This window comes from Pseudomonas sp. GR 6-02 (genome assembly GCF_001655615.1).
In the GTDB taxonomy this organism is placed as follows: domain Bacteria; phylum Pseudomonadota; class Gammaproteobacteria; order Pseudomonadales; family Pseudomonadaceae; genus Aquipseudomonas.
In genome coordinates this window covers 3,540,058-3,561,097 of record NZ_CP011567.1, presented here as the reverse complement: position 1 = coordinate 3,561,097, position 21,040 = coordinate 3,540,058, and the positions used below count along the sequence as shown (strand labels likewise).

Below are 21,040 nucleotides of genomic sequence, written 5' to 3'. Positions count from 1 at the left end.
ATGTCATTCATGGAATCCGCCGGGCGTCAGGGCGTGGCCGAGTACCATTCGCCCGTAGAACACAGTAACGCCTTACACTCACGGATAGCCGGAATCGATCCGGTGTTGCTGCAGTCTTTCAGGGTCAGCGCCCGCTGTGGCTGTTTCATGCAGGCGGCCCGCAGTCTCAATATCAAGTCGACCCAGTTGCGTAAACAATTGGCGCAACTTGAAACACAACTGCAGCGCTCGTTGTTCTGCCATTCGGGCAATGGCTTTGCCCTCAGTCGTGACGGGTTGCAGCTTCAGGCGCAGTTGATGGCCTTGGCCCGTGAACGCGACTTGCCGGTGATTGAACAGCCCTTGATTCGCCTGGCCGTGGCCGAGTCGATCCTGCACGACATCCTCGGTCGCGACCTGGTCGCGCTGCTACGGCGCAACGCCAGTGTGCGCCTGGACATCATTTCCCTCGACAGCGAGTTGTCCCTGCGGGCGATCAGCGCCGATGTGGTGGTGTGGCTGGCGGGCACCGATTCGCCATCGCCCGGCCCCAGTTTCGCCATCAGCGAGCCCCAGCGTCTGGCACGGCTGGACTATCTGCCGCACATTGCCAAACGTTACTCGCGGGTCGCGGCCCGCCCGGACAGCCTGGGCGACCTGGCCGATTTCATGCTGGTGCAATGGCAACACGACCGCCAGGTCGGCGCCTTCGGGCCGTGGAACAGTCTGGTGGAGCAGCGTCTGGCGGGAGTGGTGCAGTTGCATTCCTATGAGCTGATGCTGGAGATGATCCGCTGCAGCGCCTGCATCGGTTTGCTGCCGCACTACATGAGCCGATTCGATCGAGGGCTGCTGGCGTTGCCCGGGCTGTTCAACCAACCGATGCAGCGCCAGGTGTGGATGGCGGTCAATGCCGATTCCCGAAATGAGGCCGAGGTGCAGGGCATCGTCGAGCTGATCCGCAACACCTTCAACGAGCGGCGGGAGTGGTTCGAGCAGCTTGACTGAGCTTCTGGCAAGAACACCTTTGTGGCGAGGGGGCTTGCCCCCTCGCCACATGGGTTTGCGCCGTTATAGAGTAAGCGGCCATGTACGCATCAAGGACGAAACATTCATGCCCGCCGACTCCGTCATTACCCTCGAACGCTTCAACGAATCCCACATCGAGGGCGTCACCGCCCTCTACAACGACCCGGCTGTGGCCCGTCAGGTGCTGCAGATGCCGTTTCAGTCCACCGAGGTCTGGCGCCAACGCCTGATGGCCGACAACGAACGGGCGGTGAAACTGGTGGCGCTGCACCAGGGAACGGTCATCGGCAACATCGGTCTGGAACAGTTTTCGCGAGTTCGCCGCAGCCACGCCGGCAGCTTCGGCATGGGTGTCGCCGTGGCTTGGCAAGGCAAGGGTGTCGGTTCGAAGCTGCTGGCGGCGGCGCTCGATGTCGCCGACAACTGGATGAACCTGCAACGGGTCGAACTCTCGGTGTACGCCGACAACGAAGCGGCCATCGGCCTGTACCGAAAATTCGGCTTCGAGACCGAAGGCCTGTTCCGCGACTATGCCGTGCGTGACGGTCGCTTGGTCGATACCCTGAGCATGGCGCGCTTGCGTCGCACGCCCAAGGAAGGTTGAGTCAGTCGCCCAACGCAAACGCCACCGCCGCCTGCGCATGCAGTTCGGTGGTGTCGAACAAGGGCAGGGCGCTGTGCTCGGGTTTGATTAGCAGGCCGATCTCGGTGCAGCCGAGGATGATCGCCTGGGCGCCGCGTTCGGTCAGCGCTTCGATCACCCTTTGATAGACCTGGCGCGACGCCTCGCTGATGACCCCGACGCACAACTCGTCATAGATGATCCGATGCACCGCCTGACGCTCTTCAGCCTCCGGCACCAGCACCGTCAGGCCCTTGGCCGTCAGACGTGCCTTGAGAAAGTCCTGCTCCATGGTGAATGCAGTACCGAGCAGGCCCACCCGCAGCGCACCGGCGTCCAGCGCCGCCTGAGCGGCCGGGTCGGCAATGTGCAGGAACGGAATATCAATCGCAGACTGAATCTGCCCGGCCACCTTGTGCATGGTGTTGGTACACAGCACCACGCAGTCGGCGCCGCCAGCCTCCAGGCGTTGCGCGGCATCCACCAGAATCGCCGCCGCATCGTCCCAGCGCCCGGCATGCTGGGCCTGTTCGACAGGGCCGAAGTCGACGCTGTACATTAGCAATTTCGCCGAACGCAACGGCCCGAGGCGGTCGCGTACCTGCTGGTTGATAAGACGGTAATACTCGGCGCTGGACTCCCAGCTCATGCCGCCGATAAGGCCGATGGTGCGCATGTCATGCTCCTGTGAATGGCAAACCCTTGCGAGAGAGTGTCCAGTGGATCTTTGTTCCGATCTATCAGGAAATTTCACATGCCCGGTGTGCTGAGCGAGAACCTGTTGGGCGGCAGACTCTGCCTGCAACTTTTGCCCCGTGCGCCGTACAGCGCGCGGGATCCGGCGCAGTCACAAACCCTCGGGGTGACGCTGGAACGTCAGCAGGGCGTGCATGCGATCGATTCTGACCGGCGGACGGATTTCGATACCTGGCCGGGCGTATTGGCGTACACGCCGGTCGGCGTGGAGGTGTTTTCCGAATCGGCCAGCGGTGGCGAGTATCTGCTGATGCGGCTGGACGAACAGTTCGCCAGCGAACAATTACCCAGTGTCGCCCACCGTGTGCAGTCTTGCGGCAATCGACGTGCGCTGACCATCGCACGTGAGATTCGTCGTCAGTTGCTCGCCACGCAGCCCGACCCGCTGGCGCTTGAGCAATGTGCCGCGGCGCTGGTTGGCGTCGCGGGTTCGATAACCGATACAACGCAGCGTGCCACGCCCAAGGCCTTTGCCCGAGTCATGGAACAGATCGCCGAGCAGTTCCAGCACCCCCTGACGCTGGAACAATTGGCTGTCACCTATGGGCACAACGAACTGCGCTTTCTGCGCGATTTCACCCAGGCTATTGGCCTGACGCCTCACGCCTACCTCATTGAAGTGCGGCTTCAGGCCGCACGTAGGCTGATCGAGCGCACGGCTCTGCCCTTGGCCAGCATCGCTCTGGATGTCGGCTTCGCCCATCAGTCCCACATGGGCAGTGCCTTTCGCAAATACCTGGCCATGACCCCCAGCCAGTACCGCTCGCGCTTTTAGTCGTACGCCGGCAGCGCGCATCTGCCATGCTCAAAGTCCGCAGCACCGCTTCAACCAAAGGAACACCGCAATGGACGACGTACAGCAACTGGGCGAGATGCTTCGCCACTACGCAGAAAGCGAAGCGCACAAGAAGCAACTGTTTGAAGCGCAATCGGCCGTGTGGGCGACGCGCATCGGGGAGTTGTTCGATCAGATCCAGCAGTGGCTGGCACCGGTCCTGGCACCGAACCTGCTGGAAGTGAGCCGCGAGGCGTATGTCGCATCCGGGCCGAGTGTGCCGGTGGAGACGTCGACGTTCAAGACCGAGAAACTGAGCGTCGTTATCGCCGGCAAACCGGTGGAGTTTGTGCCGGACGTGATGGGCGTTGGTGGGCAGATTTCCCTTGCCGTGATGGGGTTGACCGCGGCGCGCTATGGCAGTATTTCGCTGGTGTGCCTGCCACCGTCCAGCGCCTGGCAATGGCGCAAGACCAACGGCCTGAAAGACCCGGACACCTTTGCCTTCGATGCAAACTTTTTGGCGCAGCAACTGCAGAGCCTGATTCCCCGCGAGCGCAACTAATGTCCATGTGATCGACACTCAACCCTGTGGGAGCGGGCTTTTGTGGCCACAAGCCCGCTCCCACAGTGAATTGGGTGTACCTCAGATTTCGAGGTTGCCCCAGCCAGGTTTCAACTCTTGCGGCGCTACCGCTTTCACTCTCTTGCCGGTAGCCAATTCCACCCGCCGCGCCACCTCGGGGTCATCGGCAAACGGAATCAGGCTGGCATCGTCCAGGCTCTCGGTCGTCTGCTGTTTCAAGCAGTATTCAATCGCCAGCCAAAGCCCCAGCACGCCCAATAGATTCAATGCCATTTCGATCATGTCAGGCTCCTTGCCTCAGGCATACTGCGCTTCAAGTTCGGCCATCTTCACATCCGCAACCCGCACCGTACGCCACACGTTATAAGCCATCAGCAGCATGCCGCTGAGGAAGAACACCCCGCCGACAAACCGCACGATGAAGCCTGGATGACTGGCCTGCAACGCCTCGACGAACGAGTAGGTCAGCGTGCCGTCGTCGTTGATCGCACGCCACATCAAGCCCTGGGTGATGCCGTTGACCCACATGGACGCGATGTACAGCACGGTGCCGATGGTCGCCAGCCAGAAGTGCAGGTTGATCAGCGGCACGCTGTGCATTTGCGTGCGGCCGAAGACTTTCGGGACCATGTGATAGATCGCGCCGAAGGTGATCATCGCCACCCAACCGAGGGCGCCGGCGTGCACGTGGCCGATGGTCCAGTCGGTGTAGTGGGAGAGGGCATTGACCGTCTTGATCGCCATCATCGGCCCTTCGAAAGTCGACATGCCGTAGAAGGCCAGGGACAGCACGAGGAAGCGCAGGATCGGGTCGGTACGCAACTTATGCCAGGCCCCCGACAGCGTCATCATGCCGTTGATCATACCGCCCCAGCTCGGCGCCAGCAGAATCAGCGACATCGCCATGCCCAGGGACTGCGCCCAGTCCGGCAGTGCGGTGTAGTGCAGGTGGTGGGGACCGGCCCAGATGTACAGGGTGATCAGCGCCCAGAAGTGCACGATCGACAAGCGATAGGAATACACCGGCCGACCCACCTGTTTCGGCACGAAGTAATACATCATCCCGAGGAACCCGGTGGTGAGGAAAAAGCCCACCGCGTTGTGCCCGTACCACCACTGCACCATGGCGTCGGTGGCCCCGGAGTACACCGGATACGACTTGAACCAGTCCACCGGAATCGACAGGTGATTGACCACGTGCAGCATGGCGATCACCACGATGAACGCGCCGAAGAACCAGTTGCCGACGTAGATATGCTTGGTCTTGCGGCGCACCACGGTGGTGAAAAACACGATGGCATAGGCGAGCCAGACCACCGTCATCCACACCGCGCCGGAGAACTCGATCTCGGCGTATTCCTTGGTGGTCGTGTAGCCCAGCGGCAGGCTGATCAGCATCACCACGATCACCGATTGCCAGCCCCAGAAGGTGAATGCAGCGAGTTTGTCCGAGAACAGCCGCACCTGGCAGGTGCGCTGCACGGCGTAGTAACTGGCGGCGAATTGCGCGCTGCCGGCAAAGCCGAAAATCACCAGGCTGGTGTGCAGCGGACGCAAGCGGCCGAAGGTGGTCCACGGCAGGTCGAGGTTCATCTCGGGCCATACCAGTTGCGAGGCGATCCATACCCCCATCGCCATCCCGACGACGCCCCATACCACGGTTGCCACGACGAATTGGCGGACGACCTTGTAGTTATAGGCCAGTCCGATTGTTGCTGTGCTCATGGTCAGTTCTTCCACGGTTGCAAAGTCTTGCCAGGCCACCCGGTCTGGCATGCGATGAACTGTAGAAACCCTGCCGGAAACAAAACAGTCTCAGGAAACTTTCATTTATACGGATCAGATGCGGGGCACGCCTGCGGCCATCAGTCGCGTCCTGATACGGTTTTTTAGTGTTTAGCTGAATCTGTAACGTGCTGTGCCGCAGGTTCATAGTCGCTACCTCGAGAGCGAGCCGCAGAGCCCGATCAATCCTGATGAGGTAGCCACATGTATCAATACGATGACTATGACCGGGCCCTGGTGTTCGAGCGTGTTGCGCAGTTTCGCGATCAGGTCGAACGTTTCATGGCCGGCGAATTGAGCGAAGAAGAGTTCCTGCCCCTGCGTTTGCAGAATGGCCTGTATATGCAAAAACACGCCTACATGCTGCGCGTGGCGATTCCTTACGGCACCCTGAGCGCCAGGCAAATGCGCACTCTGGCGAGCATTGCCCGGGACTACGATCGTGGTTACGGCCACTTCACCACCCGGCAAAACATGCAGTTCAACTGGATCGAACTGGCCCAGGTCCCGGACATCCTCGAACGCCTGGCCCAAGTGGAAATGCACGCGATCCAGACCTCCGGCAACTGCGTGCGCAACATCACCACCGAAGCCTTCGCCGGCGTTGCGGCGGACGAGCTGATGGACCCGCGTCCGCTGGCGGAGATCCTGCGGCAATGGTCGACCATCAACCCGGAATTCCTGTTCCTGCCGCGCAAGTTCAAGATCGCCATCTGTTCGGCGAAACAGGACCGCGCGGCGATCATGATGCATGACATCGGTCTTTATCTTTATTGCGACGACAGCGGGCAAATGCTCTTGCGGGTGATCGTTGGCGGCGGGTTGGGGCGTACGCCGATTCTCGGTCTGCAGATTCGCGAAGGCTTGCCGTGGCAGCATTTGCTGTCTTATGTCGAGGCGGTGCTACGAGTCTACAACCGCCACGGACGGCGCGATAACAAGTACAAGGCGCGGATCAAGATTCTGGTCAAGGCCCTGGGGATCGAAGCGTTCGCCAAGGAAGTGGAGGAGGAGTGGCAACACCTCAAGGACGGCCCGGCGCAGTTGACCGACGTCGAGTATGAGCGTGTCGCCAGCGCCTTTGTGCCACCCGATTACCGTTCACTGGCTGGCACCGACCTGGACTTCGGCACGCGCCTGGCCGAGCACCCGGCGTTCGCCCGTTGGGTGGCGCGCAACGTTCAGCCGCACAAGGTGCCGGGTTACGCCAGCGTGGTGCTGTCGACCAAGCCGGGTATCGCCGCGCCGCCGGGGGATGTCACGGCCGAACAAATGGAAGCGGTGGCGCTATGGTCCGAGCAGTTCGGTTTCGGCGAAATCCGCATCGCCCATGAACAGAACATCGTCCTGCCGGACGTGCCCAAGGCAGACCTTTACGCGCTGTGGTGCCTGGCCTGCGAGCAAGGCCTGGGGAGTGCCAACATCGGCTTGCTGACTGACATCATCGCTTGCCCCGGCGGCGACTTCTGCGCCCTGGCCAACGCCAAGTCGATCCCCATCGCGCAAGCGATTCAGGCGCGTTTCGACGATCTGGATTACCTGCATGACCTGGGCGACATCAGCCTGAACATCTCCGGCTGCATGAACGCCTGCGGCCATCACCACATCGGCAACATCGGCATTCTTGGCGTCGACAAGAACGGCAGCGAGTGGTACCAGATCACCCTCGGCGGCGCCCAGGGCAAGGACAGCGCGTTGGGCAAGGTCATCGGCCCGTCCTTCAGTGCCGCCGAAGTGCCCGATGTGATTGAACGGATCATCGGCACGTTCGTGCGCTACCGCGAGAGCGAAGAACTGTTCGTCGATACCCTGGCGCGCATCGGTCTGGAGCCATTCAAGGAACGGGTTTATCCAAAGGTGCTGGAGGTGTCGGCATGAACAATCTGCTGCGTTTGCGAGAGGGCGGTGCCGAGTGGGTGCGCGATGACCCGTGGCAGTTGATTCGTGAAACGACCGGTGAACCGCCGGCGGGGCCGCTGATCTTGCCGTTACCCCAGTGGCTGGCCCTTAACGCCGACACCACAACCGCGCTCGAAGGTGTCTGGCTCGGTCCTGACGACGAAGTGACAAATCTGATTCCGTGGTTCCCCGACCTGCCGCTGATTGCCCTGGACTTCCCGAGTTTTCGCGACGGACGTGCCTACAGCCAGGCCTATCTGTTGCGCACGCGATTCGGATGGCAAGGCGAATTGCGCGCGATTGGCGATGTGCTGCGCGATCAACTCAGCCACATGCGCCAATGCGGTTTCGACAGCTTTGCCGTGCGTGAAGACAAGTCTGCCGAAGATGCGCTGAAGGGACTGGCGGGGATGAGCGTGTTGTATGGGCGTTCGGTGATCGAGCCGCGGCCGTTGTTTCGGCGGCGGTAGGGCATCGAGATCTTTTGCTTGGGCCAATGATGGCATTTTGATAGAGTCCGCGTCTCATAAGGAGTTGGTGAAGAAAGGAGTCTGGTTTGGGCGCGGGCAAGAAGATTTTAGGGTTGATAGCGCTGTTGCTGATGGCGGCCCTGTGGGGCAGTTATTTTTATGTGTTCAAAGAGAACCGTAACGGCCAGCTCGGGGATGCGTTCGACAGCTACGCCTGGTGCGGCACGCCGCCGGCCAGCGATAGCGGCGGGCAGGGCAAGGATCAACTGTCGCTGCGCATCACCAACAACGTTCGCGGCGAGTTCATGCTCTCGGGGGCGGTTGTCGTTTCCGAGCGAACCTTTGATCGCTACGATCTGGGCCGCAACGAACTGCGGCTGCGCATGGAGCCGCTACAGTGGTCCTACGGCGTTGCGCCGATTTTCATGGAACAGGTCAAGATCAAACCCCTGAGCCGTAACCTGTCTTCGGTCAACAAAAGTGCCTACGCCGAACTTGAGTCCCGGCCCATCGACGTCCAGGGGCGTGCGACCGACTTTCCGTTCGACACCTACCGCTACGGTTACAAACCGGTGTTGTACTACCTCAAGGGTAACGAGCGCGTCGACCTGCGCTTCAAAAACGTCACCACCAGCATGCAGATGTCCAACACCTTTACGCCGATCCAGAAGTACAACCGTGTCGAGTACATCAACGAGAAAAATTCGCTGATCAGTGAGCAGGAATACAAGCCCTACGGCGCCAACGAATGCGCGTTCAGCGTCGAGCGCAAGGGCTCGTTCAAGGTGATTGTGTTGCTGTTGTTGCTGGTGATGTGCCTGCCGCTGCTGCACGTGTTCTATCGCGACGAGCCGGGCATCGACTTTCTCGCGACGCTGGTGAGTATTGGCGCGATCCGGGTGTTCCTGGTGGGGCCGTTGAACGATTTCCAGTTGTACACCATCGACTTCCTGTTTGGCGCGGTGATCATCCTGGTGGGCACGGTATCGTTGATCAAGGCGATGCGGGCCAATAGCCGGCGGGAGTTGGCAGCGAAAAGCGGGTCTTCGTGGTGATTGCCGCGACCGTGGCGAGAGCTGAAAATTGTGATTTTCGATACAAAAACGCCGGGCATTAGCTATACCTGTAACTCTCGTAGGCAATACCGTTGCCGTCCTTCTGACAGGAGTTAAAGCATGAAGCTTGCGTTAATGATGAGCACACTGTGCATCGCCTCTCTCGGGGTGGCGGGTTGCGCCAGCAAAGTCGTCGAGCCAGACCAGTACTCCGGCTTTCTCAAGGACTACAGCCAGCTCAAGGAAGCCAAGTCGCCATCGGGCGCCGTGGTGATGCGCTGGGTCGATCCCAAGCTCAACGTCAACAAATACACCAGTGCCTACATCGAGCCGACTCAGCTCTATCCCAAACCGCAGCCGACAGCGAAAATCCCTCAGACCACGTTGAACGGCATCACCAGCTACTACGATCAAGCGCTCAAGCGCGAACTGGGTAAATCCCTGCCACTGGCCAGCGGCCCCGGCCCAGGCGTGATCGTGGTACGTGCGGCGATCACCGCCGTCAGCAGCAAGACCGAAAGCCTCAAGCCATATGAAGTGATCCCGATCGCCCTGGTGGCAGCGGCCGTCACCACCGCCAGCGGTGCTCGCGATCAGCAAACCGATCTGGCCACCGAAGCGGTGTTTCTCGACGGCGGCACCAACAAAGTCATCGCCCAGGTGGTGCGCAAGGGCACCGGCAAACCGCTGGAAAACGAAGCTCAGGTGATGAAAGCCGATGACGTGAAAAACGTGATCGATGGCTGGGCTTCGGACATGAATCAGTCGTTTGTAAAATTCAAGTCCAAGTAACGCGGGTTTATTGTTCGCGCAAGATCGTTCCCAGGCATGGGAACGATCAATCCCCTTGGCTATTCCCCCGGGATGTCGGCCGGTATGACAGTGAGCGCAACCGGCGCCGCATGACTTTGCATTGTCTGGGCACCGACACCACAACTGGCGAAAAGCGCCATCAGGCTGAATCCCGCAACGCGAAGCAAACCTTTCATAGACGTTTCCTCATTTTCCGAAGATGACATTCGGTATGGCCTGCATGAAGGCTTTTTTTACTCTAGCAGGTGGTTGTCGCGTCAACGGGTTTGCTTGTTGAATTGAAGGTCCATTCGCGGGCAAGCCGCGCTCCCACAGGTATTGAGTGAGCCTTGGCTGATTTGCCAACCACAATCACCTGTGGGCATGGACTTGCTCGCGAAGAAGGATTGTCAGTCAACATCATTGTTGAATGCTGAGTCGCGTGTAGGTGTGCTTCAGTGCTTCTTCGCCTGTGCCCGCACGCGCTCTTCCTGCTCACGCAGTTCCGGGGTGAACTCGGCACCGAAATCTTCGGCCTCGAACACCTGGCGAATCTCGATCTCGGCCTCTGTACCCGGCATCGGGTTGGGGCAGCGCTTGACCCACTCGATCGCTTCCTCTTTCGACTTCACCTGCCACAGCCAGTAACCGGCGATCAGCTCTTTGGTTTCGGCGAACGGGCCGTCGATCACTGTGCGTTTATCTCCCGAGAAGCGCACACGGGCACCTTTACTGCTGGGCTGCAGGCCATCGCAGTCGATGAGGATGCCGGCCTTGGCCAGTTCCTCGTTGTAATTGCCCATTGCGGTCATCAGTTCTTCGCTGGGCATCACGCCGGCCTCGGAATCGGGGCTGGCTTTTACAATGATCATGAATCGCATGGTCTTGTCTCCGTTGAAGTTGAGTGATTCATTGCATAGTCGAATGGGCGTGACTTGAATCGACAACGCACCTAAACAAAAATTGTCCTTTTCGTTTTAGTCGATGTTGTAGAGAACAGATGTATTTTCGACATCCTCCTCGCGATCAAATATTCCTGTGAGACCCATCCAACGACCAACGGAAGGTGCCCCCCCAGTTCCGCTTCAGGCACTGGATGTTCAACCTGATCCCGTCGAACTGGACGGTGGTGATCCGGGAGGTCGGCGATACGCATTTCATCGATGAAATGCTCAAGGGGCCGTTGCGTGCCTTTCGTCATGAGCATCGGGTGGCGGCGGGAGAGGGCGGTACGCTGTACGCCGACCGCGTGACCTATGCGGCGATTGGCGGTGCTTTGACTGAAGGGCTGCTGGTGAATGCCTGCATGCGGCGGATTTTCGCGGCGCGGCACCGCAATATGCTGCGGTTGCTCGGGTAGTGCACGTGCATCCAGCCCTGTGGAATTGCAGGTTTGCCTCTCCCGCCACTCATGACAATTTGTGTTTTTGCATAGGTCCCCGGCTCATTTCGTGGTTAACTTCGGCCTCGTCAAAATTCTCTACATCAACGTTCAGAAGGACTCCGTTCATGGCTCAAGTCACTCTTAAAGGCAACCCGGTTCAAGTCAACGGCCAACTGCCACAAGCCGGTTCCCAGGCGCCAGCCTTTTCCCTGGTTGCCGGCAATCTGTCCGACGTGACCCTGGCGAGCTTCGCCGGCAAGCGTAAAGTGTTGAACATCTTCCCAAGCGTCGACACCCCGACCTGCGCCACCTCCGTGCGCAAGTTCAATGCCCAGGCCAATGACGTGGCCAACACCGTGGTGCTGTGCATCTCGGCTGACCTGCCGTTCGCCCAAGCCCGCTTCTGCGGTGCCGAAGGCCTGGAAAACGTACAGAACCTGTCGACCCTGCGCGGTGCCGAGTTCAAGGAAAACTACGGCGTGGCCATCGCCGATGGTCCACTCAAAGGCCTGACCGCCCGTGCCGTCGTGGTTCTGGACGAAAACGACAAGGTCCTGCACAGCGAACTGGTCAAGGAAATCGCTGAAGAACCGAACTACGACGCAGCGCTCGCCGTTCTGAAGTAAGCAAAGTTTTACAATTGTTAACGGCCTGGCCCTGTCCAGGCCGTTTTCATTTGTGTCCTAACTTCCTGTTACGTAAGCCAAAGGTAAATTGCCGGTAAAGGCGCTTTGCTTAATACCCGCCAGTGCTTATCGTTCAGCCTCCCGTAGAAAAAAAGCGCACGCGCCCAATGGTTGATCATTCCATGCAATCCTCCGCTTCCCGCAATCCTCGTCGCTGGCTGTTCGGCCTGCTTGTCCTGTTGGTCATCGTCGGCCTGTGCTGGAAGTTCTGGCCCGCTGGCAGCAGCCCGAAGGAGGGCGCAGGGCAGAAAGCCGTTGCCGGGCATACCGGTCGGTCGGGGGGGATGCGTCCGGGATTCGGCGGGGCGACGGGACCGGTTCCGGTGCGCGTGGCGCCGGTGGTCAAAGGCGATTTTCCGCTGTATTACAAGGCGCTGGGCACGGTCACGGCGCTGAACACCATCAATGTGCGCAGCCGCGTCGGTGGCGAACTGGTCAAGGTCTATTTCGAAGAAGGGCAGATGGTCAAGGCGGGTGACCTGCTGGCCGAGATCGATCCACGTCCTTATCAGAATGCCTTGCTCCAGGCCGAAGGCACCTTGCTGCAGAATCAGGCGCAATTGAAAAACGCCCAGGTCGACGTCGAGCGTTATCGTGGCCTGTACCGCGAAGACAGTATCGCCAAGCAAACCCTGGACACCGCCGAAGCGCTGGTCGCCCAGTATCAGGGTACGGTCAAGACCAATCAGGCGGCGGTCAACGACGCCAAGCTCAATCTCGAATTCACCAAGATCCGCGCTCCGATCACCGGGCGTGTGGGTCTGCGGCAGCTGGACGTCGGCAACCTTGTGGCGGCCAACGACACCACGGCGCTGGTGATCATCACCCAGACCCAACCGATCAGCGTGGCCTTTACCTTGCCGGAAAACAGCCTGGACACCGTGCTGACCCGCTATCGCACCGGCGCCAAGCTGCCCGCCGAAGCCTGGGACCGCGGCGACACCCAATTGCAGGCCACCGGCGTGTTGCAGAGCCTCGATAACCAGATCGACGTCACCACCGGCACCCTGAAATTCAAGGCCCGCTACGAGAACCGCGATCAAGCGCTGTTCCCCAATCAGTTCGTCAACGTGCACCTGCTGGCCGATACCCTTAAAGATGTGGTGCTTGCACCCTCGGCGGCGATCCAGTTCGGCACCAACGGCACATTCGTCTATGCGCTGGACGGCGACAAGAAGGTCACCATCCGCCAGTTGAAAGTCGGCGCCAGTGACGGGGAAAACACCGTGATCACCGAAGGCCTGGCCATCGGTGATCGGGTGGTGCTGGAAGGCACCGACCGCCTGAAGGACGGCAGTGAAGTGGAGGTGGTCAACGACAGCAAGGATGTACCGACCACTCCGACCGAACATCTGCAAGGCAAATCGGCGGCGACCCCAGGCGAGCCGGCGGCCACCGACAAGGCGAAAAAGGGCGGCGCATGAACATCTCGCGGCTGTTCATCCTTCGCCCGGTCGCCACGACCCTGAGCATGCTGGCCATTATCCTGGCCGGTGTGATCGCTTATCGGCTGCTGCCGGTGTCGGCATTGCCCCAGGTCGATTACCCGACCATCCGCGTCATGACGCTCTATCCCGGCGCCAGCCCGGATGTCATGACCAGCGCCGTGACTGCGCCGCTGGAGCGTCAGTTCGGCCAGATGCCCGGCCTGACCCAGATGGCTTCGACCAGTTCCGGTGGTGCCTCGGTGCTGACCCTGCGGTTCAGCCTCGACATCAACATGGATGTCGCCGAGCAGCAGGTGCAGGCGGCGATCAACGCCGCGACCAATTTGCTGCCCAAGGATCTGCCCGCACCGCCGGTGTACAACAAGGTCAACCCGGCGGATACCCCGGTGCTGACCCTGGCCATCACTTCCAAAACCATGCTGCTGCCCAAGCTCAATGACTTGGTCGACACCCGTATGGCGCAGAAAATCGCCCAGATCAGCGGCGTCGGCATGGTCAGCATTGCCGGCGGTCAGCGTCAGGCGGTGCGGATCAAGGTCAACCCCGAGGCCCTGGCGGCCAACGGCCTGAACCTGTCGGACGTGCGCACCTTGATCGGTGCCTCCAACGTCAACCAGCCCAAGGGCAATTTCGACGGCCCGACCCGGGTGTCGATGCTCGACGCCAACGACCAGCTGACTTCGCCCAAGGACTACGCCAACCTGATTCTGGCCTATAAAAACGGCGCGCCGTTGCGGCTCAAGGACGTGGCACAAATTGTCGATGGCGCCGAGAACGAACGCCTGGCGGCATGGGCCAATGAAAACCAGGCCGTGCTGCTGAACATCCAGCGTCAGCCCGGCGCCAACGTCATCGAGGTGGTCGACCGGATCAAGGCCTTGCTGCCGAGCATCACCGACAACCTGCCGGCCGGCCTCGACGTCACGGTGCTCACCGATCGCACCCAAACCATCCGCGCCTCGGTCACCGACGTGCAACACGAACTGCTGATCGCCATCGCCCTGGTGGTGATGGTCACGTTCCTGTTCCTGCGGCGAGCCAGTGCCACGATCATTCCGTCGGTGGCGGTGCCGCTGTCGTTGATCGGCACCTTCGGCGTGATGTACCTCGCCGGGTTTTCGGTCAACAACCTGACCCTGATGGCGCTGACTATCGCCACCGGTTTCGTGGTGGACGATGCAATCGTCATGCTGGAGAACATTTCCCGCTTCATCGAAGAGGGCGACAGCCCGCTGCAAGCGGCGCTCAAGGGTGCCAAGCAGATCGGCTTCACCCTGATTTCCCTGACCCTGTCGTTGATCGCGGTGCTGATTCCGCTGCTGTTCATGGCCGACGTGGTGGGGCGTTTGTTCCGCGAGTTCGCGATCACGTTGGCGGTGGCGATCCTGATTTCGCTGGTAGTGTCCCTGACCCTGACGCCGATGATGTGCGCGCGGTTGCTCAAGCGTGAGCCCAAGGAAAAAGATCAGGGCTGGTTCTACCGCTCCAGTGGCGCGACCATCGACTGGATGATCGCCGCCTACGGGCGCAAGTTGCAGTGGGTGCTCAAGCATCAGCCGCTGACCTTGCTGGTGGCCATCGGCACGCTGGCATTGACCGTGTTCCTGTACATGGTGGTGCCCAAGGGTTTCTTCCCGGTGCAGGACACCGGGGTGATCCAGGGGATTTCCGAGGCGCCACAGTCGATTTCCTTCGCGGCGATGAGCGCGCGCCAGCAGGAATTGGCCAAGGTGATCCTGGCTGACCCTGCGGTCGAAAGCCTGTCGTCCTATATTGGCGTCGACGGTGATAACTCGACGCTCAACAGCGGCCGGTTACTGATCAACCTCAAGTCCCACGGCCACCGCAACCTGAGCGCCACCCAAGTCATTGCCCGCTTGCAACCGGAGCTGGACAAGCTGGTCGGCATTCGCCTGTTCATGCAGCCGGTGCAGGACCTGACCATCGAAGATCGGGTCAGCCGTACGCAGTACCAGTTCAGCATGTCGTCGCCGGATGCCGAGTTGCTTAGCCTGTGGAGCGGGCGTCTGGTCGAAGCCCTGGCGCAACGGCCGGAACTGACCGATGTCGCCAGCGATTTGCAGGGCAAGGGTTTGCAGGTTTATCTGGTGATCGACCGCGATGCGGCGTCGCGGGTTGGCGTATCGGTGTCGAACATCACTGACGCGCTCTACGACGCCTTCGGCCAGCGGCAGATTTCCACCATTTACACCCAGGCCAGCCAGTACCGCGTGGTGCTGCAATCGCAGTCCGGCGAGAAGATCGGCCCCGATGCGCTGAACCAGATTCACGTCAAGACCACCGATGGCGGGCAAGTGCGCCTGTCCAGCCTGGCGCATGTCGAGGAGCGTCAGGCGCAGCTGGCGATCACCCACATCGGCCAGTTCCCGGCGGTGATGATGTCGTTCAACCTGGCGCCCGGCGTGGCGCTGGGGCATGCGGTGCAGATCATCGATCAGGTGCAGAAAGACATCGGCATGCCGATTGGCGTGCAGACCCAGTTCCAGGGCGCGGCCGAAGCGTTCCAGGCGTCACTGTCGAGCACTTTGCTGCTGATTCTGGCGGCGGTGGTGACCATGTACATCGTGCTCGGCGTGCTCTACGAGAGCTACATTCACCCGATCACCATCCTCTCGACCTTGCCCTCGGCGGCGGTCGGCGCCTTGCTGGCGCTGCTGTTGAGCGGTAATGACCTGGGGATGATCGCGATCATCGGCATCATCTTGCTGATCGGTATCGTGAAAAAGAACGCGATCATGATGATCGACTTCGCCCTCGAGGCTGAACGTAATCAGGGCATGGACCCGCAGGCTGCGATCTATCAGGCGGCGCTGCTGCGCTTCCGGCCGATTCTGATGACCACCCTGGCGGCGTTGTTCGGCGCGGTGCCGCTGATGCTCGCCACCGGCTCCGGCGCGGAATTGCGCCAGCCGCTGGGTCTGGTAATGGTCGGTGGCTTGTTGGTGAGTCAGGTACTGACGCTGTTCACCACACCCGTTATCTACTTGTACTTCGACCGCCTCGGGCGGCGCTGGGGCCGTAAGACCCAGTCCGTGGACCCGGTAGAGCAGCCATGAACCTGTCCGGACCTTTCATCAAGCGCCCGGTCGCGACGATGTTGCTGAGCCTGGCGATCATGTTGCTGGGCGGCGTGAGCTTCGGCCTGTTGCCGGTATCGCCACTGCCGCAGATGGATTTTCCGGTGATCGTGGTTCAGGCCAGTCTGCCTGGTGCGAGCCCGGAGGTCATGGCCTCAACCGTGGCCACGCCGCTGGAGCGTTCCTTCGGCACCATCGCCGGGGTCAACACCATGAGCAGCCGTTCCAGCCAGGGCTCGACCCGGGTGATTCTGCAGTTCGACCTGGACCGCGACATCAACGGTGCGGCGCGGGAAGTGCAGGCGGCGATCAACGCCTCGCGCAACCTGCTGCCCAGCGGAATGCGCAGCATGCCGACTTACAAGAAGGTCAACCCATCGCAAGCGCCGATCATGGTGCTGTCGCTGACCTCGGATGTGCTGGAAAAAGGCCAGCTCTACGACTTGGCCTCGACCATTCTGTCCCAGAGCCTGTCTCAGGTGCAGGGCGTAGGTGAAGTGCAGATCGGCGGCAGTTCGTTGCCGGCGGTGCGCATCGAACTCGAACCCCAGGCGCTCAACCAGTACGGCGTGGCACTGGACGATGTGCGCACCACCATCGCCAACGCCAACGTGCGCCGGCCCAAGGGCTCGGTCGAAGACGGCCAGCGGCTGTGGCAGGTCCAGGCCAACGATCAGCTGGAAAAGGCCAAGGATTACGAGTCGCTGATCATTCACTACGCGGACGGCGCAGCCTTGCGCCTGAAGGATGTGGCCAAGGTCAGCGACAGCGTCGAGGACCGCTACAACAGCGGGTTCTTCAATGACGACGCAGCAGTGTTGCTGGTAATCAACCGCCAGGCCGGCGCCAACATCATCGAGACGGTCAACGAGATCAAGGCGCAGTTGCCGGCATTGCAGGCGGTGCTGCCGGCCAGCGTCAAGCTGAACCTGGCGATGGACCGTTCGCCGGTGATCAAGGCCACCCTGCACGAAGCGGAAATGACCCTGTTGATTGCCGTGGCGCTGGTGATTCTGGTGGTGTTCCTGTTCCTCGGTAATTTTCGCGCCTCGCTGATTCCAACCCTGGCGGTGCCGGTGTCACTGGTGGGCACGTTTGCCGTGATGTACCTCTACGGCTTCTCCCTGAACAACCTGTCGCTGATGGCGCTGATTCTGGCCACCGGGCTGGTGGTGGACGATGCCATCGTGGTGCTGGAGAACATTTCCCGGCACATCGACAAGGGCGTACCGCCGATGAAGGCCGCGTACCTCGGGGCGCAGGAAGTCGGCTTCACGCTGCTGTCGATGAACGTCTCGCTGGTGGCGGTGTTCCTGTCGATCCTGTTCATGGGCGGGATCATCGAAAGCCTGTTCCGCGAGTTTTCCATCACCCTGGCGGCGGCCATCGTGGTGTCGCTGCTGGTGTCGCTGACGCTGACGCCAATGCTTTGTGCGCGCTGGCTGAAGCCGCATACGCCGGGGCAGGAAAACCGTTTGCAACGCTGGAGCCAGCGGGCCAATGAGTGGATGGTCGGCAAATACGCCACCAGCCTCGACTGGGTGCTGCGTCATCGCCGACTGACCTTGCTCAGTCTGTTCGTGACGATTGGCGTAAACATTGCGCTGTATGTTGTTGTTCCTAAAACCTTTCTTCCCCAGCAAGACACCGGCCAGCTGATCGGTTTCGTGCGTGGCGATAATGGCCTGTCGTTCAGCGTGATGCAGCCGAAGATGGAAACCTTCCGCCGCGCCGTGCTCAAGGACGACGCGGTGCAAAGCGTTGCAGGGTTCATCGGTGGCAACAATGGCACCAATAACGCGTTCATGCTGGTGCGGCTCAAGCCGATCAAGGAACGCAACCTGTCCGCGCAGAAAGTCATCGAGCGTTTGCGCAAGGAAATGCCCAAGGTGCCCGGTGCGCAACTGATGCTGATGGCCGACCAGGACCTGCAATTCGGCGGCGGTCGCGAGCAGACCACCTCGCAGTATTCCTACATCCTGCAAAGTGGCGATCTCGGTGCGTTACGCGAGTGGTATCCGAAAGTCGTTGCCGCCTTCAAGGCCCTGCCTGAGCTGACGGCGATTGACGCCCGTGAAGGCCGTGGCGCCCAGCAAGTGACGCTGATCGTCGATCGCGATCAGGCCAAGCGGCTGGGCGTGGACATGAACATGGTCACGGCGGTGCTGAACAACGCCTATAGCCAGCGGCAGATTTCGACGATCTACGACAGCCTCAACCAGTATCAGGTGGTGATGGAGGTCAATCCGAAATACGCCCAGGACCCGGTCACCCTGAACCAGGTCAAAGTGATCACTGCCGACGGCGCGCGAATTCCGTTGTCGACCATCGCCCACTATGAGAGCAGCCTGGAAAACGACCGGGTCAGCCACGAAGGCCAGTTCGCTTCGGAAAGCATCGCCTTCGACATGGCCGAAGGGGTGACGGTGGAGCAGGGCTCGGCGGCCATCGAGCGGGCGATTGCCAAACTCGGCCTGCCGGAAGACGTGATCGCGAAAATGGCCGGCACCGCCGACGCCTTCGCCGCCGCACAGAAGAGCCAGCCGTGGATGATTCTCGGCGCGCTGGTCGCGGTGTATCTGGTGCTGGGTGTGCTGTATGAAAGCTACATTCATCCGCTGACCATTCTTTCGACCTTGCCATCGGCCGGGGTCGGCGCGCTGCTGTCGATCTATGTGCTGGGCGGTGAGTTCAGCCTGATCTCCTTGTTGGGGCTGTTCCTGTTGATTGGTGTGGTGAAGAAAAACGCCATTCTGATGATCGACCTGGCGCTGCAACTGGAACGGCACCAAGGCCTGGAGCCGCTGGAATCGATCCGCAGTGCCTGCCTGCAACGGCTGCGACCGATTCTGATGACCACCCTGGCGGCGATCCTCGGTGCCTTGCCGCTGCTGCTGAGCCGCGCCGAAGGGGCGGAAATGCGTCAGCCGCTGGGCCTGACCATCATCGGCGGGCTGGTCTTCAGCCAGGTGCTGACCCTTTACACCACCCCGGTGGTTTACCTCTATCTCGACAAACTGCGCCATCGTTTCAACCGCTGGCGTGGGGTGCGTACCGATGCTGCTCTGGAAACTCCGCTATGACTGACCGTTCGCTTCTCAACCTGGCTGCACCGCTGATCACGGCCCGAGGCTCGCGTTTGCTGAGCCTGTCGCTGTGCGTGGCAATGCTCAGTGCCTGCGCCATCGGCCCGGATTACCAGCGCCCGCCAGCCGCCGCACCTGCGCAGTACAAAGAGGCGGCCGGCTGGCGTCAGGCCAACCCCAGCGATTCGTTGGCGCGTGGTGCCTGGTGGGAGCTGTATGGCGATCAGCAGCTCAACGGCCTGATCGAAAAGCTCAACAGCGCCAATCAGACCGTTGCCCAGTCCGAGGCCCAGTACCGTCAGGCCCAGGCCTTGGTGCGCAGTGCCCGTGGGGCGTTTTTTCCGACGGTGGACCTGACCGTCAGCAAGAACCGCTCCAGCCAGGGCACTGGCAGCAGCAGTTCGAGCCTGAGCAGTTCGTCCAGCGGTATCCGTGACACTTACTCGGCACAGGCCGGGGTCAGTTGGGAAGCCGATATCTGGGGCAAATTGCGTCGAGGCCTGGAAGCCGACACGGCCAACGCCCAGGCGAGTTTTGCCGACCTGGCGGCGATGCGCCTGAGCCAGCAATCGGAGCTGGTGCAGAACTACCTGCAATTGCGGGTGATCGATGAGCAGAAACGCCTGCTCGAAGCGACAGTCGAGGCCTATCAGCGCTCGCTGAAAATGACCGAAAACCAGTACCGCGCCGGAGTTTCCGGCAAGGATGCGGTGGCCCAGGCCACCACTCAGCTCAAAACCACCCAGGCGGAGATGGTCGACCTGATCTGGCAGCGCGCGCAGTTCGAGAACGCCATCGCCGTGCTGATCGGCCTGCCACCGGCCGAATTCAGCCTGGCCGAAACCAAAGACATCCCGGCGTTGCCCCAAGTGCCGCTGAGCCTGCCTTCACAGTTGCTGGAACGCCGTCCGGACATCGCCTCCGCCGAACGCTCGGTGATGGCCGCCAACGCCAACATCGGCGTGGCGAAGGCGGCCTACTACCCGGACCTGACCCTGAGCATGAACGGCGGCTATAGCAGTAGCACTTACGCCAATTGGATCAGCCTGCCGAACCGTTTCTGGTCGGTCGGCCCACAGCTGGCCATGACCCTGTTCGACGGTGGCCAGCGCTCGGCGGAAGTCGATCGCAGTGAAGCGGCCTACGACGAGACTGTCGCCAAATACCGCCAGACCGTGCTCGATGGTTTTCGCGAGGTAGAAAATTACCTGGTGCAGCTCAAGGTGCTGGAAGACGAAGCGGTCGTGCGCCAGGAAGCTCTGGATGCGGCGCGCGAATCCCTTCGCTTGACCCAGAATCAGTACAAGGCCGGGTTGATTGCCTATCTGGATGTGGTGGTGGTTCAGGCCACGGCGCTGAGTAACGAGCGCAACGTGTTGAGCTTGCTGCAGAGCCGGCTGATTGCCAGCGTGCAGTTGATTGCCGCGCTGGGCGGTGGGTGGGATGGGCAGCTTCAGGTGAGTGACAAGCAATAACCCCATCCTGTGTGGCGAGGGAGTTTGCTCCCGCTCGGCTGCGAACCACTCGCAAACCGATTGATGCGTTTTGACTGAATGTACGCGTGAGCATCTTTGGGACGGCTTCGCCGTC

18 protein-coding genes and 1 pseudogene are annotated in these 21,040 nt (G+C 60.8%); 14 read left to right on the top strand and 5 right to left on the bottom strand.

Annotated features, from left to right (window positions below; translation table 11 throughout):
* Positions 1 to 987: a LysR family transcriptional regulator gene (locus PGR6_RS15590; RefSeq protein ID WP_064618190.1), complete on the top strand. Its 987-nt coding sequence runs from the start codon at positions 1 to 3 to the stop codon at positions 985 to 987.
* A gap of 106 nt (positions 988 to 1,093) precedes the next feature.
* Complete coding sequence (locus PGR6_RS15585; RefSeq protein ID WP_018926154.1) at positions 1,094 to 1,612, top strand: GNAT family N-acetyltransferase; 519 nt, start codon at positions 1,094 to 1,096, stop codon at positions 1,610 to 1,612.
* 1 nt (position 1,613) lies between these two features.
* Here PGR6_RS15585 and PGR6_RS15580 read toward each other — a convergent pair whose 3' ends face one another.
* Positions 1,614 to 2,306, bottom strand: a complete 693-nt coding sequence (locus tag PGR6_RS15580) for an aspartate/glutamate racemase family protein (RefSeq protein ID WP_064618188.1) — start codon at positions 2,304 to 2,306, stop codon at positions 1,614 to 1,616.
* Positions 2,307 to 2,384: 78 nt separating this feature from the next.
* Here PGR6_RS15580 and PGR6_RS15575 point away from each other — a divergent pair, with 78 nt between their 5' ends.
* Entirely contained in the window at positions 2,385 to 3,161 is a 777-nt protein-coding gene (locus PGR6_RS15575; RefSeq protein ID WP_064618186.1) for a helix-turn-helix domain-containing protein, read from the top strand.
* Between the two features lie 70 nt (positions 3,162 to 3,231).
* On the top strand, positions 3,232 to 3,726 hold the full coding sequence (locus PGR6_RS15570; protein WP_064618184.1) for a hypothetical protein: 495 nt from the start codon (positions 3,232 to 3,234) through the stop codon (positions 3,724 to 3,726).
* An 81-nt stretch (positions 3,727 to 3,807) separates the two neighbouring features.
* Here the strand turns inward: PGR6_RS15570 and PGR6_RS15565 are convergent, their stop codons facing one another.
* Positions 3,808 to 4,029: a hypothetical protein gene (locus PGR6_RS15565; RefSeq protein ID WP_064618182.1), complete on the bottom strand. Its 222-nt coding sequence runs from the start codon at positions 4,027 to 4,029 to the stop codon at positions 3,808 to 3,810.
* Between the two features lie 15 nt (positions 4,030 to 4,044).
* Positions 4,045 to 5,472 carry a cytochrome-c oxidase, cbb3-type subunit I gene (gene ccoN / locus PGR6_RS15560; RefSeq protein WP_026286424.1) on the bottom strand — a complete coding sequence of 476 codons (1,428 nt, stop codon included), beginning with the start codon at positions 5,470 to 5,472 and terminating at the stop codon, positions 4,045 to 4,047.
* Positions 5,473 to 5,736: 264 nt separating this feature from the next.
* Between ccoN and PGR6_RS15555 the strand changes: the two genes are divergently transcribed.
* From PGR6_RS15555 to PGR6_RS15540, 4 genes are all read left to right on the top strand, one after another.
* Positions 5,737 to 7,410, top strand: a complete 1,674-nt coding sequence (locus tag PGR6_RS15555; RefSeq protein WP_064618180.1) for a nitrite/sulfite reductase — start codon at positions 5,737 to 5,739, stop codon at positions 7,408 to 7,410.
* Entirely contained in the window at positions 7,407 to 7,901 is a 495-nt protein-coding gene (locus PGR6_RS15550) for a DUF934 domain-containing protein (protein WP_018926147.1), read from the top strand. The genes PGR6_RS15555 and PGR6_RS15550 overlap by 4 nt, the downstream gene beginning before the upstream one ends.
* Before the next feature lie 86 nt (positions 7,902 to 7,987).
* Entirely contained in the window at positions 7,988 to 8,956 is a 969-nt protein-coding gene (locus tag PGR6_RS15545) for a hypothetical protein (protein WP_082920864.1), read from the top strand.
* Positions 8,957 to 9,076: 120 nt separating this feature from the next.
* The gene (locus tag PGR6_RS15540) at positions 9,077 to 9,748 is read left to right on the top strand and encodes a DUF3313 domain-containing protein (RefSeq protein WP_019650018.1); all 672 of its coding nucleotides are present in this window, start codon (positions 9,077 to 9,079) and stop codon (positions 9,746 to 9,748) included.
* Positions 9,749 to 9,807: 59 nt separating this feature from the next.
* Here the strand turns inward: PGR6_RS15540 and PGR6_RS30215 are convergent, their stop codons facing one another.
* Positions 9,808 to 9,945 (bottom strand): hypothetical protein, encoded by a 138-nt coding sequence (locus PGR6_RS30215; protein ID WP_018926144.1) that lies wholly within the window; start codon positions 9,943 to 9,945, stop codon positions 9,808 to 9,810.
* A 258-nt stretch (positions 9,946 to 10,203) separates the two neighbouring features.
* Positions 10,204 to 10,629, bottom strand: coding sequence for a YciI family protein (locus tag PGR6_RS15535; protein WP_019579276.1), 426 nt, complete (start codon positions 10,627 to 10,629; stop codon positions 10,204 to 10,206).
* 191 nt (positions 10,630 to 10,820) lie between these two features.
* Between PGR6_RS15535 and PGR6_RS15530 the strand changes: the two are divergent.
* The 6 genes and pseudogenes from PGR6_RS15530 to PGR6_RS15505 form a co-directional block, all read left to right on the top strand.
* Positions 10,821 to 11,108: pseudogene (locus PGR6_RS15530) on the top strand (polyketide cyclase); the annotation flags it as partial.
* 149 nt (positions 11,109 to 11,257) lie between these two features.
* A complete protein-coding gene (gene tpx / locus PGR6_RS15525; RefSeq protein ID WP_018926141.1) occupies positions 11,258 to 11,758 on the top strand; it encodes a thiol peroxidase in 501 nt (166 codons plus the stop codon).
* Between the two features lie 167 nt (positions 11,759 to 11,925).
* Positions 11,926 to 13,242 (top strand): MdtA/MuxA family multidrug efflux RND transporter periplasmic adaptor subunit, encoded by a 1,317-nt coding sequence (locus PGR6_RS15520; RefSeq protein WP_019020895.1) that lies wholly within the window; start codon positions 11,926 to 11,928, stop codon positions 13,240 to 13,242.
* Positions 13,239 to 16,343 (top strand): MdtB/MuxB family multidrug efflux RND transporter permease subunit, encoded by a 3,105-nt coding sequence (locus PGR6_RS15515; protein WP_064618179.1) that lies wholly within the window; start codon positions 13,239 to 13,241, stop codon positions 16,341 to 16,343. The genes PGR6_RS15520 and PGR6_RS15515 overlap by 4 nt, the downstream gene beginning before the upstream one ends.
* Positions 16,340 to 19,447 (top strand): efflux RND transporter permease subunit, encoded by a 3,108-nt coding sequence (locus tag PGR6_RS15510; protein ID WP_018926138.1) that lies wholly within the window; start codon positions 16,340 to 16,342, stop codon positions 19,445 to 19,447. Before PGR6_RS15515 ends, PGR6_RS15510 begins: the two co-directional genes overlap by 4 nt.
* On the top strand, positions 19,444 to 20,925 hold the full coding sequence (locus tag PGR6_RS15505) for an efflux transporter outer membrane subunit (RefSeq protein ID WP_064618177.1): 1,482 nt from the start codon (positions 19,444 to 19,446) through the stop codon (positions 20,923 to 20,925). Before PGR6_RS15510 ends, PGR6_RS15505 begins: the two co-directional genes overlap by 4 nt.
* The last annotated feature ends 115 nt before the right edge of the window (positions 20,926 to 21,040 follow it).